Origin of the sequence: Vibrio sp. YT-15, assembly GCF_033337445.1 — a bacterium.
Taxonomy (GTDB): Bacteria; Pseudomonadota; Gammaproteobacteria; order Enterobacterales; family Vibrionaceae; genus Vibrio; species Vibrio alginolyticus.
This window is the reverse complement of record NZ_JAWOQR010000004.1, coordinates 86156-100328: the sequence shown is the minus strand read 5'-3', so window position 1 is coordinate 100328 and position 14173 is coordinate 86156. Positions and strand designations below refer to the sequence as shown.

13 protein-coding genes are annotated in these 14173 nt (G+C 43.6%); 10 read left to right on the top strand and 3 right to left on the bottom strand.

The window, feature by feature from the left end; genetic code table 11:
* Window positions 1-187: 187 nt before the first annotated feature.
* The 5 genes from R7D93_RS09555 (at window position 188) to R7D93_RS09535 (ending at window position 6756) form a co-directional block, all read left to right on the top strand.
* On the top strand, window positions 188-1285 hold the full coding sequence (locus R7D93_RS09555) for an autoinducer 2-binding periplasmic protein LuxP (RefSeq protein ID WP_005385634.1): 1098 nt from the start codon (window positions 188-190) through the stop codon (window positions 1283-1285).
* Window positions 1285-3861, top strand: coding sequence for a quorum-sensing autoinducer 2 sensor kinase/phosphatase LuxQ (luxQ, locus tag R7D93_RS09550; protein ID WP_017635176.1), 2577 nt, complete (start codon window positions 1285-1287; stop codon window positions 3859-3861). The genes R7D93_RS09555 and luxQ overlap by 1 nt, the downstream gene beginning before the upstream one ends.
* Window positions 3862-4156: 295 nt before the next feature.
* Entirely contained in the window at window positions 4157-4612 is a 456-nt protein-coding gene (gene slyA, locus R7D93_RS09545) for a transcriptional regulator SlyA (protein WP_005373589.1), read from the top strand.
* Between the two features lie 35 nt (window positions 4613-4647).
* Entirely contained in the window at window positions 4648-5706 is a 1059-nt protein-coding gene (locus tag R7D93_RS09540) for an HlyD family secretion protein (RefSeq protein WP_017635178.1), read from the top strand.
* 12 nt (window positions 5707-5718) lie between these two features.
* On the top strand, window positions 5719-6756 hold the full coding sequence (locus R7D93_RS09535) for a DUF2955 domain-containing protein (protein ID WP_017635179.1): 1038 nt from the start codon (window positions 5719-5721) through the stop codon (window positions 6754-6756).
* A gap of 2 nt (window positions 6757-6758) precedes the next feature.
* Here the strand turns inward: R7D93_RS09535 and R7D93_RS09530 are convergent, their stop codons facing one another.
* Together R7D93_RS09530 and R7D93_RS09525 are read right to left on the bottom strand one after the other, a co-directional pair.
* On the bottom strand, window positions 6759-7421 hold the full coding sequence (locus R7D93_RS09530) for a flagellar brake protein (RefSeq protein ID WP_225496406.1): 663 nt from the start codon (window positions 7419-7421) through the stop codon (window positions 6759-6761).
* A gap of 94 nt (window positions 7422-7515) precedes the next feature.
* Window positions 7516-8442, bottom strand: a complete 927-nt coding sequence (locus R7D93_RS09525; protein ID WP_017635181.1) for a DMT family transporter — start codon at window positions 8440-8442, stop codon at window positions 7516-7518.
* A gap of 148 nt (window positions 8443-8590) precedes the next feature.
* On the opposite strand from R7D93_RS09525, the gene R7D93_RS09520 reads away from it, so the two are divergent.
* Window positions 8591-9046: an Lrp/AsnC family transcriptional regulator gene (locus R7D93_RS09520; RefSeq protein ID WP_005373581.1), complete on the top strand. Its 456-nt coding sequence runs from the start codon at window positions 8591-8593 to the stop codon at window positions 9044-9046.
* A 5-nt stretch (window positions 9047-9051) separates the two neighbouring features.
* Complete coding sequence (locus R7D93_RS09515; RefSeq protein ID WP_225496404.1) at window positions 9052-9675, top strand: class I SAM-dependent methyltransferase; 624 nt, start codon at window positions 9052-9054, stop codon at window positions 9673-9675.
* A gap of 526 nt (window positions 9676-10201) precedes the next feature.
* Here the strand turns inward: R7D93_RS09515 and R7D93_RS09505 are convergent.
* On the bottom strand, window positions 10202-10750 hold the full coding sequence (locus tag R7D93_RS09505; protein WP_225496403.1) for an ATPase: 549 nt from the start codon (window positions 10748-10750) through the stop codon (window positions 10202-10204).
* A gap of 103 nt (window positions 10751-10853) precedes the next feature.
* Here R7D93_RS09505 and R7D93_RS09500 point away from each other — a divergent pair, with 103 nt between their 5' ends.
* The 3 genes from R7D93_RS09500 to secD all read left to right on the top strand — a co-directional run bounded on the left by R7D93_RS09500 (window position 10854) and on the right by secD (window position 14173).
* The gene (locus tag R7D93_RS09500) at window positions 10854-11522 is read left to right on the top strand and encodes an SH3 domain-containing protein (RefSeq protein ID WP_005385650.1); all 669 of its coding nucleotides are present in this window, start codon (window positions 10854-10856) and stop codon (window positions 11520-11522) included.
* Window positions 11523-11690: 168 nt separating this feature from the next.
* The gene (locus R7D93_RS09495) at window positions 11691-12170 is read left to right on the top strand and encodes a hypothetical protein (RefSeq protein ID WP_005373572.1); all 480 of its coding nucleotides are present in this window, start codon (window positions 11691-11693) and stop codon (window positions 12168-12170) included.
* Between the two features lie 164 nt (window positions 12171-12334).
* Window positions 12335-14173: a protein translocase subunit SecD gene (gene secD / locus R7D93_RS09490; RefSeq protein WP_005373570.1), complete on the top strand. Its 1839-nt coding sequence runs from the start codon at window positions 12335-12337 to the stop codon at window positions 14171-14173.

Here is a 14173-nt window from a genome sequence, read left to right as displayed (position 1 = left end):
AATGTCTCTACGTTATCGAGACAAAGGAAGCGACTCAATGTACTTTATTTGCATCCACTCAGACCAAGAACCAATTTACTATTGAAACAGGCACTAAGAGGAAGGTAGATTACAAGAGTATAGGATGACTCGGCTAGGTAATGAATAGAGCTGAATTAGGCTCATAAAAAAGCTAAAAGAGCAGTAGATGAAAAAAGCGTTAGTATTCTCCCTGATTTCAATGGCCGCTTTTGCGCCGAATGTGCAGGCCACCCAAGTTCTTAATGGGTATTGGGCATATCAAGAGTTTTTAGACCAGTTTCCACAACAGAAGCAGCTAACTAGTGCGTTGGCTGAAGTGGTAAGAGAAACCCCTGTACCCGTAGCAAAAGACAAAAAGCGTCCACTGAAAATTTCTGTTGTTTATCCAGGGCAGCAGATCTCTGATTATTGGATTCGAAACATCGATGCGTTTGAAAAACGCCTAGATAAGCTTGATATCGACTATCAACTAAATCAAGTGTTTACTCGTCCTAATGCAGATATAAAGCAGCAAAGTTTGTCTTTAATGGAGGCGCTGAAAAGCAACTCCGATTACTTGATCTTTACTCTAGATACCACAAGACATCGTAAGTTTGTTGAGCATGTCTTAGATTCAAAGAAAACCAAGTTAATTTTACAAAATATCACCACACCTGTTAGGGATTGGGAACATCATCAGCCGTTTCTTTATGTTGGTTTCGACCACGCAGAAGGAAGTCGTGAATTGGCCGTTGAGTTTGGCAAGCGTTTCCCTAAACATAGCCACTATAGTGTTCTCTATTTCTCGGAGGGCTACATTAGTGACATCAGAGGCAACACTTTTATCAACCAAGTGAACCGCGATAACCAGTTTGAACTACAATCTGCTTACTACACCAAAGCAACAAAGCAATCTGGGTATGAAGCTGCAAAAGCCAGTTTGGAGAAGTATCCGGACGTTGATTTCATTTACGCGTGTTCTACCGATGTAGCATTAGGTGCTGTTGACGCTCTTAAAGAGTTAGGTCGTGACGATGTAATGATCAATGGTTGGGGCGGCGGTTCAGCAGAGTTAGAGGCGCTTTCTAAAGGGGAGTTAGACGTTACCGTTATGCGTATGAACGATGATACAGGTATTGCAATGGCTGAGGCCATTAAGTGGGATTTAGAAGGAAAGCCAGTTCCCACCGTTTACTCTGGTGATTTTGAAGTCGTTACCAAATCGGACTCTCCAGAAAGAATTGAAGCATTAAGAAAACGTGCATTTAGATACTCAGATAATTGATGACAACTACATCAAAAACAAGAAAGCGTCGCTCACTGTCGACGCTTATTACCAAAATAATTATTCTCGTACTTGCTCCGATCATTCTAGGCATCTTTGTTCAGAGTTATTACTTCTCGAAGCAGATTATTTGGCAGGAAGTCGACCGAACCAAGCAGCAGACCTCTGCCCTGATCCTGAACATTTTTGATAGCCATTTTGCAGCGATTCAGATTCATCACAACAGCAATTCGAAAAGTGATGTTGTATTGGATTTTTATACAGAACGTGATGAAGAGGCACTCAATTACTTTTTCATGAGTATTGACCAGAGTGATCCTTCCCATACACCGGAGTTTCGTTTCCTAACCGATCATCAAGGTATTATTTGGGACGATGGCAACGCGCATTTCTATGGCATCAACAACCTGATACTTAGCCGACTTGCCAGTCAGGTGACCTTTAGCAACAACTGGTATTATCTACCCTCACAGACCCCGATGGGAACTCGCCATCTGTTACTTCGTCGCGTACCCGTTTTACAACCTAAAACCGGTGAAGTGATGGGGTACTCTTACAATGTTGTTGTTTTAGATAATAACTTTGGGTTGATGGAAAGGTTAAAAAATGAAGGCAACGTCGACAATGTTGTGTTGGTCGCTAACAACACACCATTGGCAAGCTCATTAGTAGGAGATGAGGCTTATCAAATATTTGACGTACTCAAACGACGAGAGTCCCAGCACAAGCTTGACCAATTATTGATCATCAAAACCCCTATTGAGGTAAATGCCGCCGAGACTGACTTGTGCTTGCTTACTGTGCAAGACAATCAGAGCGTGGTGACATTGCAAATCCAACACCTGCTAGCAATGCTAGCCTCAGTTATCGGTATGGTCATGATTGCGCTAATGACTAAAGAATGGATCGAGAATCGAGTAGTTGAAGAGTTAGGATCCCTGATGGCATATACCCGCTCGGCTCGTGAAGAAAAAGGATTTGAGCGTTTTGAGGGGTCAGATATTGAGGAATTCGATCATATTGGTTCGACACTAGAAAACACTTTTGAAGAGCTTGAAGCACAAAAGCGCTCTTTCCGCGACCTGTTTAACTTTGCGTTATCACCTATTATGGTGTGGTCTGAATCGGGTGTACTTGTCCAAATCAATCCGGCAGCACGCAAAGAGTTAGTCATGGAAAACGATGTTGAAACCATGCACCCAGTGTTCAAAGGTTTCAAAGAAAAGTTGATGCCACACCTTCGCATGGCGGCTCAGGGAGCTACGTTGACAGGCGTTAATGTGCCAATTGGAGACAAAGTATATCGCTGGAACTTATCGCCGATTCGAGTTGATGGAGATATTAGCGGTATTATTGTTCAAGGTCAGGATATAACCACGCTTATTGAGGCGGAAAAACAGAGTAACTTGGCGCGCAAAGAAGCAGAAAAATCTGCTCAAGCCCGTGCCGACTTTCTGGCTAAAATGAGCCATGAGATCAGAACGCCAATCAATGGAATTTTAGGGGTTGCTCAATTGCTAAAAGACTCTGTGGAAACAGAAGAGCAGAATAACCAAATTGACGTACTTCGGCATAGTGGTGAGCACTTACTTGCTGTTTTGAATGATATTTTAGACTTTTCGAAGATTGAGCAGGGTAAGTTTAATATCCAAAAGCACCCGTTTTCTTTCACTGATACAATTCGAACGTTAGAAAACATTTATCGTCCTATTTGTGAAAGTAAAGGCGTCAACCTTGTCATTGAAAACAAAATAGATCCCAATGTTGAAATTTTTACTGACCAAGTTCGTCTGAACCAAATTTTATTCAACCTAGTCAGTAACTCAGTAAAGTTTACGCCCTCGGGTAGCGTGCGCTTGCATGCTGAACTTGAGCAGTTCTATGGCGCTGACAATAGCGTGCTGGTCGTGGAAATTACGGATACAGGTATCGGCATCGAGTCTGACAAACTCGACCAAATGTTCGAACCTTTTGTTCAAGAAGAAGCAACAACGACTCGAGAATACGGTGGCAGTGGCTTAGGGCTGACCATTGTGAAGAGCCTTGTCGACATGCTGGAAGGTGATGTTCAAGTCCGCAGTCAGAAAGGCTTAGGAACGACTTTTGTCATTACAATGCCAGTGAAAGATCGTGAGCGAGTACTCACCCCTCTTGATTCGAGTTTGCGAGTTAAGCCAGGTGAACTATTTGCAGAGAGTCTCAAAGTATTGTTGGTAGAGGATAACCATACTAACGCATTCATTCTAAAAGCGTTTTGTAACAAGTACAAAATGCAGGTTGATTGGGCGAAAGATGGGTTAGAAGCAATGGAATTCTTAAAAGATCATACTTACGATTTGATACTGATGGACAACCAACTCCCGCATCTTGGTGGAATTGAAACGACCAAAGAGATCCGACAAAAGCTAAAACTAGGCACGCCAATTTATGCGTGTACTGCTGACACCGCGAAAGAAACCAGTGACGCCTTTATGGAATCGGGTGCGAATTACGTGCTTCTCAAGCCGATTAAAGAAAATGCGCTCCATGAAGCATTTGTGGATTTTAAGCAGCGGTTCTTAGTCGAGCGAACATGAATAATTGGCTCACTACGGGATAACCCAATTATTCATTATCTGAAAAGCACAACACCATGACTGTGGGTTGTGCTTTTTTGTATCTGACCCTTTTACTCTTATACAAATCAGACTTTATTGGTCTCGACGTTTGTTGTGTACATCGCTGCATTTCAAATTCAAACATAGTGTTGTGTTACTTAGATTTCTGCCCCTTCACTGACACACCCAGCGTGATTTCAATCACAAAAAGATATTTACTTAGCGTGCTAACTATTTTATATTGCTTAGCACGCTAAGTAATTGAGTAGATCTTATGATTCAAGACATCAACAGTTTGCGAGACCTTTCTCTGGCTGAAAAATTATCTCGTGTTGCTCGTTTGTGGAAAATGGTTGCAGATCGCGAGTTAGAGCCTTTAAACCTGACGTATCCGCGTTGGACTGCGTTATGGAAGCTTTATCGAATGGGTGACAACATCAGTCAGAAGCATTTGGCTGAAGCGCTTGAGATCGAGTTAGCGTCGTTGATGCGAACATTAAAATTATTAGAAGAGCAATCTCTGATCACTCGCCATTGCTGTGAACACGATAAGCGAGCACGTATTGTTAGCCTCACAGAAGAGGGGAAAACCCTACTAAAGCAAATGGAGGCTCGGATTCTTCAAGTTCGAAGCAAGCTCCTAACGGACATCAACGACCAGGAACTTCAGCAGCTTTCATTGATTCTTGATCAGATTGCTCACAATGCGCTTGATTCACTTAGCGAATAAGTCAGAAAACCGAATAAAAAGAGAAGTAAACGCCTATGACTCCAGATCAAAAATTCGCACGTTGGATCAAATATTCTTGCGTCGCGTTTGTCCTTGTCTTTGCCTATTTTCTAGTTGCAGATCTCGCTATGCCGTTGACGCCTCAGGCAATGGCAACGCGTGTGGTAACTAAAGTGGCCCCCCGTGTGAGTGGGCAGATTACGCATCTTTATGTTGCCAACAACCAAGAAATAAGCCAAGGCGATCTACTATTTCAGATTGATCCCCAGCCTTATCAGCTCGCCGTAGAAAAGGCTCAGCTTAACCTCGAGCGTGTGATTCAAAACAACGAACAACTTGATGCTTCTATTGCTGCGGCAAAAGCAGACGTTGAAGCGAGCAAAATCGTGGCGGAACAAAAAGTTCGCGAAGCAAAACGTCTTAATACTCTGTTTCACCGTAATGGTACTTCGCAACAGCAGCGCGATGACGCACAGAGCAGTGCAACGGCAGCTAAAGCGAACTTACTGGCCGCACGTGCTCGTTTAAAAGAGTTGGAAGTAAACCGCGGTGATTTAGGCGCAACGAATGTGAATATCCGCGTGGCGCAAAACCAGCTAAAACAAGCGGAACTTAATCTGTCTTACACTCAAGTCTCGGCGGAACATGATGGCGTTGTCGCTAACTTGCAGCTGGAGACGGGGGCCTATGCGGCAGCTGGTACACCTCTTGTCGCTTTAGTCTCCGATGACGTGGATATCATTGCCGACTTTCGTGAAAAGAGTTTACGACACTTTAATCAGAACAGCCGTGCGTTAGTGGCTTTTGATAGCTTACCTGGTGATGTATTTGAAGCTCGTATTACGAGTGTGGATGCCGGGGTCAGCTCGGGTCAATTCGATGCGGACGGTCGCTTAGCAACACCAACTGACTCAAACCGTTGGGTGAGAGACGCGCAGCGCTTACGTTTACATTTAGCTATCGATGAACCTCAGCAGCGCGCATTTCCAGCAGGGGCACGAGCAACCGTGCAGTTGTTGCCAGAAAACTCATTATCTGGTTGGTTAGCGAGGTGCCAGATCCAATTCTTGAGTCTTCTTCATTATATTTATTAACGAGGAGGCGATATGAAGTTATGGGACCACCCCATGTCGGAAAACGACTTCCGTCAGTGTTTGCGCATTGCAACTGGTGCGACCATTGGTTTCACTTTATGTAAAGTATTTGGTTGGAACTATGGCGTATTCTTTACTGTAACCCCGATGCTGTTACTTGGAATGGTGCCAGTCATGAGTCTACATGCCGCACGACAACTGATTTTTTCAGCGGTTGTGTGTGGATTAGAAGTTGGTGTGCTTGGTGGGTTATTTGGTGGGCACCCAGGCATGATGACAATCATTGCATTCGGGTTGTTCCTGTATAAATTCGCCTGTATGTCAAAAGGGAGCTTATTCTTATTTGGAGCGAACAGCGTACTGAGCTTAAGCATCATGCTGCACTTTGCGAGTTATCCAACCACTGACTTAAATGACCTAATCTTTAGCAATCTGCAAGCGAATGTTATTTCAGTGATCGTTGCTTATGTGGTGACATTTTTGATTCCCGATGCGGAACCTCGTCAGCCACCAGCGAAACCGTCGCAGCCTAAACAGAGTCATCGCATGCGTCATGAAGCCCTTATGGGGGCGAGTATCGCTACAATGTCTTTCCTTGTATTCCAGCTATTTGACCTCAGTGACTCTATGTCTGCTCAGGCGACAACCTTACTTTTATTGTTTCCTATGCATTGGAACGGTGCTTTAGGGTATGCGCGAAAAAGAGCAATGGGGACCTTGATGGGGGTGACCTTTGGTATTGTCGGACAACTTGTATTATACGATTGGTCGGATACCTTATTGTTTATCGTCCCATTGCTTTGGATTGGGGCTATGATGTTCAGTTATATGCACGTGAAAGAGTCTAGCGGTTCGGGAGCCGGATTTGGCGGTTTAACCACATTAGGCATTTTGTTCGGCCAATATCTTACTCCGGATGGTGACTTAATGTTCAGTGCGCTGTATCGCGTGAGCAGTATTTTGTTTGCTATTGTTGCGACGCTGCTTGTGACCTATACGGTTCACAGAATACTCAACAGCTTTGAGGCGACGCGCTTTAGCGAGCAGTAAGTTCAGACGTTACTGGTTAGAAAGGATTGCTCCAGTAACTCTGTTTTTAGTTCGTGAGTCATCTCAATGGGACTGGCAAACTTAATTCCAACTACCCATCCCTTCACCAATTTCTTAATGTTGGCAATGACACATCGATTTTCTTCTCCGATATAGTGGCTTAACGGGCATTCGATGGTAACACTCTCACCCACGTTGAATTCGGGCTCAATCAAGGTTGATATACCAACACCTGCTAGAGAGAAATCGATAAGGCTACCGTAGTAGACATTCCCTGCATGAATAACGTTACAGTCCATTTGCAACTTGTAACGCTCATGTTCCCGAACTGGTTTGGTTGCAAATGTTCCTGGAATGCGGATAAACAAAAGGGGAGATGGTCGAACGGTCGTCGTCAGCACGCTGGACTTAAACGCAATGACATGGCCTAACTCCGTATCTGATACACCACGCACGATGACATCGGAGTTGGGGAGTTTTCTCATCACTTGCTCTTCAAGCAAACGCATTGGTATATCAAGAATCAAATAAGCATTTTCTTTCATCCCCAGATAGGTGGTGGAATACGTATATTGATCCTTAGGCCCAAATTCGAAATTAGTAGAAAGTTTCATTCCCGGTTTGAGAAACCTATGCAGTTCATCTTTAGTATGAGTGGCTGGCATCACATTGGCGTTTTAATTATTAGTTGAGCTGAGGCTATCAAAACGCCATTTTGTTATTCAAGATAGTAAGGCATAAGTTTTTGTAAAATCATCGCTATCTGTGAAGTGGTGGGCGATAAGTTTGGCTCATTCCACCTTTCATAAAGATTTGGCTTGCCACAATACTGCCGCATGTGACCAACATCAGCGCTAACCAAGTGAGAGAATCTGGTTGTTCACCAAAAATTGGAACGGCAAGAAGTGTCGCGACGACTGGAGTTAATGAACCAAAAGCTGCGCTGGCTTCGGCACCGATGATCCTAATTGCATAAATGAAAGTGAAAGAAGCGATTAAACCTGCGCCAACACCTTGTAGCATCGCGTGGCCAAATAACTCCTCCCATGGCCACTGGCTGAACGGTGTTACCACCAAATAACTGTCTACCCACCCGAAACCAACGGCGATGATGAGCAGAGCCAAAGACGCGATTGCAACGAATCCTGCACAGACGTGTGCATTAAGATTGGCGACACGAGCGCTGATGGTGAAAGCAGCCCACATGATGCTGCCAGTTAGAAACAGGATATGCCCTTGTAATTGAGACCAGTTGTACTCTGCGCCGCTATTAGAAAGAAGGAATACGAAAATCCCTAACAACACCGTAGAAAGCCCTATTAAGCGGTGAGCACTCAGCGACTGTTGATAACAAAGTACCGCGATAGCAGAAACAAACAATGGCAAAGTGCCAGGTACTAATGCACTGCCGTGCGCCACGGGAGCGAAATGCATAGCCGTTCCGACGACCAGAAGATAGGGAAGGCCGCTTCCAACCACAACACCAACCAGGTAGCGTTTAGGCACTACGCGCAGCGACTGTTTATGCTTAATCACAAATGGTAATAAAATTATACTTGGGATGAGAAAGCGAACTAACGCGATATCGGCTGGCTGCAAGGCAGAAATTGCGCCCCCTTTTAAAGAAATAAAGAAACCAGACCAAAGCAGTAAGGTCGTTAATATAGCTGCGTATCCCAAGATCATTATCGACATGTCCATTTGTAAATGATGTGTTAATTGTTGAATAAAACTCTTGCCAAAGGGAGGCAAAGTTTGACGTAATTAGGCTTGATGTTGGTGATAAATTGCGTATAAATGTTAATTATTAGTGATTAAAGGCACGGAAGAATAAATGGATAAAATTGACAGGCAACTTATCAACCTAATGCAGAAGGATGCCACTTTGACAACTGCAGAACTTGCTGACCAAGTAGGGCTATCGGCATCACCTTGTGCAAGGCGCATTAAGCGTTTGGAGCAGGAAGGTGTAATTAGTGGTTATCGAGCTATTGTGTCCAGAGACACCGTAGGCATCGCGATGACTGTATTTGTTGAAGTGAGTTTAAATAACCACCAAGCTTCTTCGATTGATGAGTTTGAACATGCCGTTGTTGAGATGGATGAAGTGATCTCATGCCATGTCGTATCAGGGGCCTATGATTACCTGTTAGAGGTGGTCAGTAAAGATCTCGCTGGTTATGAAACATTTACTAGAAAGTTACAGCGATTAGAAAATGTGAAAGATATTCATACCCACCTGGCGATTAGACAAGTGAAAGGAAATGGCAGTTTGCCGATTTATGCATAAGAAAGATGAAATTTTTCGATAGACTTAAGATTGCCCGCTATCATCGAAAGCGATATAGACAGTTTGGTAAAGACAGAGCCCGAACTCTGGGATGGGCAGATAAGTATAGTCAGATCAGCCGTTTTGAGGCGTTGTGCCGAGGGTTAACGTTAGACGGTTCAAGTATTTTAGATATTGGGTGCGGCTACGGAGACTTGTTAGCGTTTATCGAACTTACGGGGGGGCTTCCTCAAAGCTATATTGGCATTGATCAGCAAAAACAGTTTATCTCTGAAGCCAGAAAACGAGATTTTCGTACGCAAAGTAAGTTTATATGTGGCGACTTTTCAACGTTGGTATTGCCTCGTTGCGACTTTGTTTTTGCTTCCGGATCATTGAACTATCAATCCACCAACCCAAATCATACCATTGAAATGATTGATAAAATGTACCGAGCGACAGAGAAAGGTTGTGTGTTTAACTTGTTGGATGAATCCAAACTACCCAGCATGAAAATGTTAGCGTCGCACAATAAAGAAGGTGTCTTTCGCTATTGTCGGTTGCTGTGTCCGAATACACGATTGATTGAGGGGTACTCCGAGCACGACTTTACGATTGCCATGATCAAAAAAGCGGGGTCCGTTTCCTGACTCCGCCTTATAAATTCTTAAGCCTTATTGGTTTTTGTATTGTGAGATTTCACAGTTACCTGTGTATCTATCAACCTTGAATGAGAAAGCGGCTGAATGGTATTCCCTCCCATCACTCCATATTGTTTCTCCGAAGATTTTACAAAGATCCAAATCACTGATTGAACCGAACTCTTTTACGTGCCTAACTACTGACAAAAACTTGGCTTTGGTAGCATTAGGACATTCCCTGTTACTTAATCGATTGATAACCATGTTTGTAGCATCATCTCCAGCCAAATGTGACTTTTTATTAAATTTTATTAATGGCTAAACTAACCAAAAAATGTCCATAAGTAAAGCATTAATGTGACGTATGTCTCTATAAATTGATTGTCTTGGTCATGGTTTAGTCAAGTTTGTCAAAGGGAACAATCCCATTATTTACATTTGATATCATTCACGACTAAGGAAAGATAAAAAGCACGAATAACGTCCAATATTGGAGTAAAAAACCAACATCGTCTATTCAAAACTGGCTCTGTTTTTACTTCGAAACATCTTGAGCGTATTGAAGCGCTCGGGCTTCTTTATCATAGACTTGTGACAGAGTTTGATATTGTGAAGAGAGGCGCTTGTAATCTTCAGAAAGTTCCAAAGCGTTGGTGTTATACCATTCCGCAGTTATTTGATTGGCTGTTTTGTTTGACTCGCGGCACTTCTGGGCCAGTATCTCCCACCCATTTGCTGACCATTGGGACTGTGTTCTCAATTTAAGCAGCTGATTCGCTTTAGTTGTGAGCTCTTCTTTGTATTGAATCGATGCTTTTAATTGCGCTTTGAACACATTTTGGTTCGACTTGGCACGCCAAAGTAGCACGAGCTCATGCAGTGAAAAGGTTTCGGACAATAACTGACGCTGTTTATGTTCGGTTAAAAGTGTATTGAATACCTCAACATGCTGATTGTAATTGGACTCTAAGCGATTGAATTGGGTAAGATTGTCATTCCACGACGATGGGTTACATTGAATATTGGCGTGCCCCGTTATCGGGAACAGAAGAAATAGTAGTATCCAATTGAGTCTGTTGATCATTATTGCTCGCGTTAGTTGACCTGCTCTTTTGAGTATATACCCAAATTTCTACGACATGCGTGCTGCTGGTGGGATAAGAATAAAGAATGAAAAGGAAAAGGGCATGAAGAAAATTCTCGTCGCATTGATTGTCATGCTGTTGCTCGGCGGAGCGGGGGCTGGATACTATTTCTTCTTTATGCAGAAAGATGAACCTGAAGCACCAAAGGCTACACAAGTCGAGCAATCGTCACTGCAAAAAGAAACATCCAAACCGATTCTGGATTTAGAAGCCGTTCCCCCGGAAGTTACCGAGTACTACGTTATTGAGCGTCGTGTCAATGTTTACAACAAGCCTAACCCTAATGCTTTAGTTGTCGATACGCTCTATAAGGGAGAAAAAGTATCGGTGTTAGAAAAAGTAGATGGGTGGTACCGAATCTCCGGTTATCTTGTCTATGAAGAGGGTGGAGAAGAAAAAGCCGAATGGTTGAATGCTGAAGGGTTATCGGATGCAGAGCCAGTTATTAAAGAGCAAGAGCGCTTAGAGATATTGGATGAATACCTACAGAAGTCGGATGACTTAAAAGTTCACTTGGATATTTTCCGTAAGAAAACACAGCAATTGTTAGACGATGAAACCTGTGATCCGAGTGATTTTGAGGAGCTCGGAGGCTGGGTTCGTTCTGTGACGTTCAAAAAGCGCAACGTTTACTTCATCTATTGTGGCGGTTTGGAGCAAGAGAACAAGATCTACTTAGATGTTGATAAGGGCGATATTTTTTATCGATAACTCACCACCAATTACACTAGTTTTCTAAAGACGTTTTGATAAATGCAATAACGATGCAAACCTGAAATCAGAGATTTATAACTTTTTAGTTGTGAACCATAATCAATAGGAATACTATCAACGAGTCAAGTGACCTAACTTGGCTCTTTGTGTTTTTAGTGAGCTCCTATGCCTTGGATTTACCTTAGAAAGTTGATTTTGCTGCTATTTGCAATGGTATTGCTACCAGTGCATGTATCTGCTGCGCAAATCGACCACAAGGCTCACGTACCGCACTTTTCTAAGCTACAACCTTTTGTAGCCGTAAGTGTATCGCCAAACTCTTCCGTCGATTTTTCTGAAGTTTCAGAAGAAAGCTCTCAATCTCCAGTATCTGAAGGCCATGCAAGTCTCGATTCCGTTGCTTTGTTTAACTCTCAGCGCTGGACGTCTTACTTACGGGAAGGGCTTGATGACGAGCACGTAGATTTTGTCGGCGATCTCACTACTCCGTTTTACGCTGATGCGGGTTACGCATACAGCTTGATGGACATTAACTGGCGTCACAACCAGTCCACATTTTATCATTTCACAAGCGATCATCGCATTTCTGGTTGGAAAGAGACCAATGCCATGTACGTCGCACTCAATAGTCAGTTCTCTGCCTAAACACCATCTATTTGCACCATTGTGCACTCTTAACACGACGATTGTATTCGACAGGACGTGAGCGTTCTGAGCATTTCATACCCTGAATTTATTCTGGGAGCATCTGTCGTGTGTTAAGCCTTGTTATTAAAAGCTTCACTTCATCGCGAAGGGATGATGTTTACATGAAAAAAACACCAAAGCAGCAAAAGAACAGAAAGCTGATGAATCACTACTCAGCTTGGAAATATGTCGTATTAATCACGACGGTCATTATCTTAACTTTAAGTGCGATCCCAACTTGGTTTGGCGAACAGCCTTCTATTCAGTTGACGTTTGCGGATCAAAACAACAGTGAAATGTCGGTTGTTCATCTGAATCAACTGCTAAAAACCAACCATATTTCAGCCGACAAAATCATCGAAAAAGACGGCAAAACAACCATTGTATTCGATGGTGAAGATGCGCAAAGTAAAGCTCGTGCGTTGTTAAACAAAGAGCTAAATAAAGACGACAGCATCACTTTCTCATACGTATCGGTTGCGCCAGAATGGTTGAATGAGATGGGCTTTAGCCCAATTAAACTCGGTCTTGACCTTCGTGGTGGCGTTCAGTTTTTGTTGAATGTTGATGTGAATAAAGCGTTTGAAGAGCAACGTGATGCGTTGATTGATGAAATCAAAGCGAATTTACGTGATCAACGTGTCCGTGGTGTGCAAGTTCGAGCAGAAAGCGGCAACCGAATTACGGTAAACAGTGACAGCGAGCAAGCATTGTCGGAAGTGAACAAGTTCTTGCGTCAAAATTACCCTGGCTGGATTTCAAAAAGTTCATCTCGTGGCTTTGTGCTTGAACCGAGTGAACAAAATATCCAAGAATTTCAATCGTCGACTCTTCAACAAAACCTGAAGATCATGCGTGGTCGTATTGAAGAACTTGGTATCACAGAAGCACTAGTGCAACGCCAAGGTAAAGAGAGCATTCGAATTGAACTCCCTGGTGTACAAGATCCTGCTCAAGCGAAAAACGTTATTGGTGCAACAGCAAGCTTGGCGTTTTATGAAGTGAAAGATGCGAGCCAAGCACACAGCAGCCAAGATCTTGTTCTTCAAGATAATGACGGTCGTACTGTGATTTTGGCCAAACGACCAGTTCTAACGGGCGAGCACATCGTGAACGCTCGTGCTGGTGTCGACAAAATGGGCATGTCAGAGGTCAATATCTCTCTTGACCACGCTGGTGGTAAGAAAATGAGTGACTTCTCAGCGACTCACATCGGCAAGCCAATGGCGACCGTTTACCGTGAATACAAAACAAACGATCGCGGTGTAACTGAGCGTAGTGAGCGCGTTATCAGCGTCGCGACTATTCAATCTCAACTTGGTAGCCAGTTCCGTATTACTGGGGCAGGTAGCATGGACGATGCGCAGCAGTTGGCGCTATTACTTCGAGCGGGTTCACTAACTGCGCCGGTTACTATTGTGGAAGAGCGTACTATCGGTGCTTCTCTGGGGGCAGAAAACATTGAAAACGGTTTTGCAGCACTGGCTTTAGGTATGGGACTAACACTGACCTTTATGGCACTTTGGTACCGCCGCTTAGGTTGGGTAGCAAACGTGGCGCTTTGTGCCAACATGCTTTGTTTGCTTGGCTTAATCGCCTTGTTACCAGGAGCGGTTCTAACGCTTCCGGGTATTGCCGGTTTAGTGTTAACCGTCGGTATGGCAGTAGACACCAACGTTATTATCTTTGAACGTATTAAGGACAAAATGCGTGAAGGCCGCAGCTTCGCTCAAGCGATTGATCTTGGCTTTGACAGCGCATTCTCGACCATCCTTGATGCCAACATTACTACCATGATCACCGCCGTGATTTTGTACGCCATCGGTAATGGCCCAATCCAAGGCTTTGCCTTAACACTCGGATTAGGTTTGTTAACCAGTATGTTTACAGGCGTATTTGCCTCTCGAGCAATGATCAATTTAATTTGGGGCCGCGATGCCCGTCGTGATGTGAGGGTTTAA

Coding starts and splice junctions, on each gene's coding strand:
- R7D93_RS09555 (WP_005385634.1), top strand. CDS start 188: ATGAAAAAAGCGTTAGTATTCTCCCTGATTTCAATGGCCGCTTTTGCG.
- luxQ (WP_017635176.1), top strand. CDS start 1,285: ATGACAACTACATCAAAAACAAGAAAGCGTCGCTCACTGTCGACGCTT.
- slyA (WP_005373589.1), top strand. CDS start 4,157: ATGATTCAAGACATCAACAGTTTGCGAGACCTTTCTCTGGCTGAAAAA.
- R7D93_RS09540 (WP_017635178.1), top strand. CDS start 4,648: ATGACTCCAGATCAAAAATTCGCACGTTGGATCAAATATTCTTGCGTC.
- R7D93_RS09535 (WP_017635179.1), top strand. CDS start 5,719: ATGAAGTTATGGGACCACCCCATGTCGGAAAACGACTTCCGTCAGTGT.
- R7D93_RS09530 (WP_225496406.1), bottom strand. CDS start 7,421: ATGCCAGCCACTCATACTAAAGATGAACTGCATAGGTTTCTCAAACCG.
- R7D93_RS09525 (WP_017635181.1), bottom strand. CDS start 8,442: ATGATCTTGGGATACGCAGCTATATTAACGACCTTACTGCTTTGGTCT.
- R7D93_RS09520 (WP_005373581.1), top strand. CDS start 8,591: ATGGATAAAATTGACAGGCAACTTATCAACCTAATGCAGAAGGATGCC.
- R7D93_RS09515 (WP_225496404.1), top strand. CDS start 9,052: ATGAAATTTTTCGATAGACTTAAGATTGCCCGCTATCATCGAAAGCGA.
- R7D93_RS09505 (WP_225496403.1), bottom strand. CDS start 10,750: ATGATCAACAGACTCAATTGGATACTACTATTTCTTCTGTTCCCGATA.
- R7D93_RS09500 (WP_005385650.1), top strand. CDS start 10,854: ATGAAGAAAATTCTCGTCGCATTGATTGTCATGCTGTTGCTCGGCGGA.
- R7D93_RS09495 (WP_005373572.1), top strand. CDS start 11,691: ATGCCTTGGATTTACCTTAGAAAGTTGATTTTGCTGCTATTTGCAATG.
- secD (WP_005373570.1), top strand. CDS start 12,335: ATGAAAAAAACACCAAAGCAGCAAAAGAACAGAAAGCTGATGAATCAC.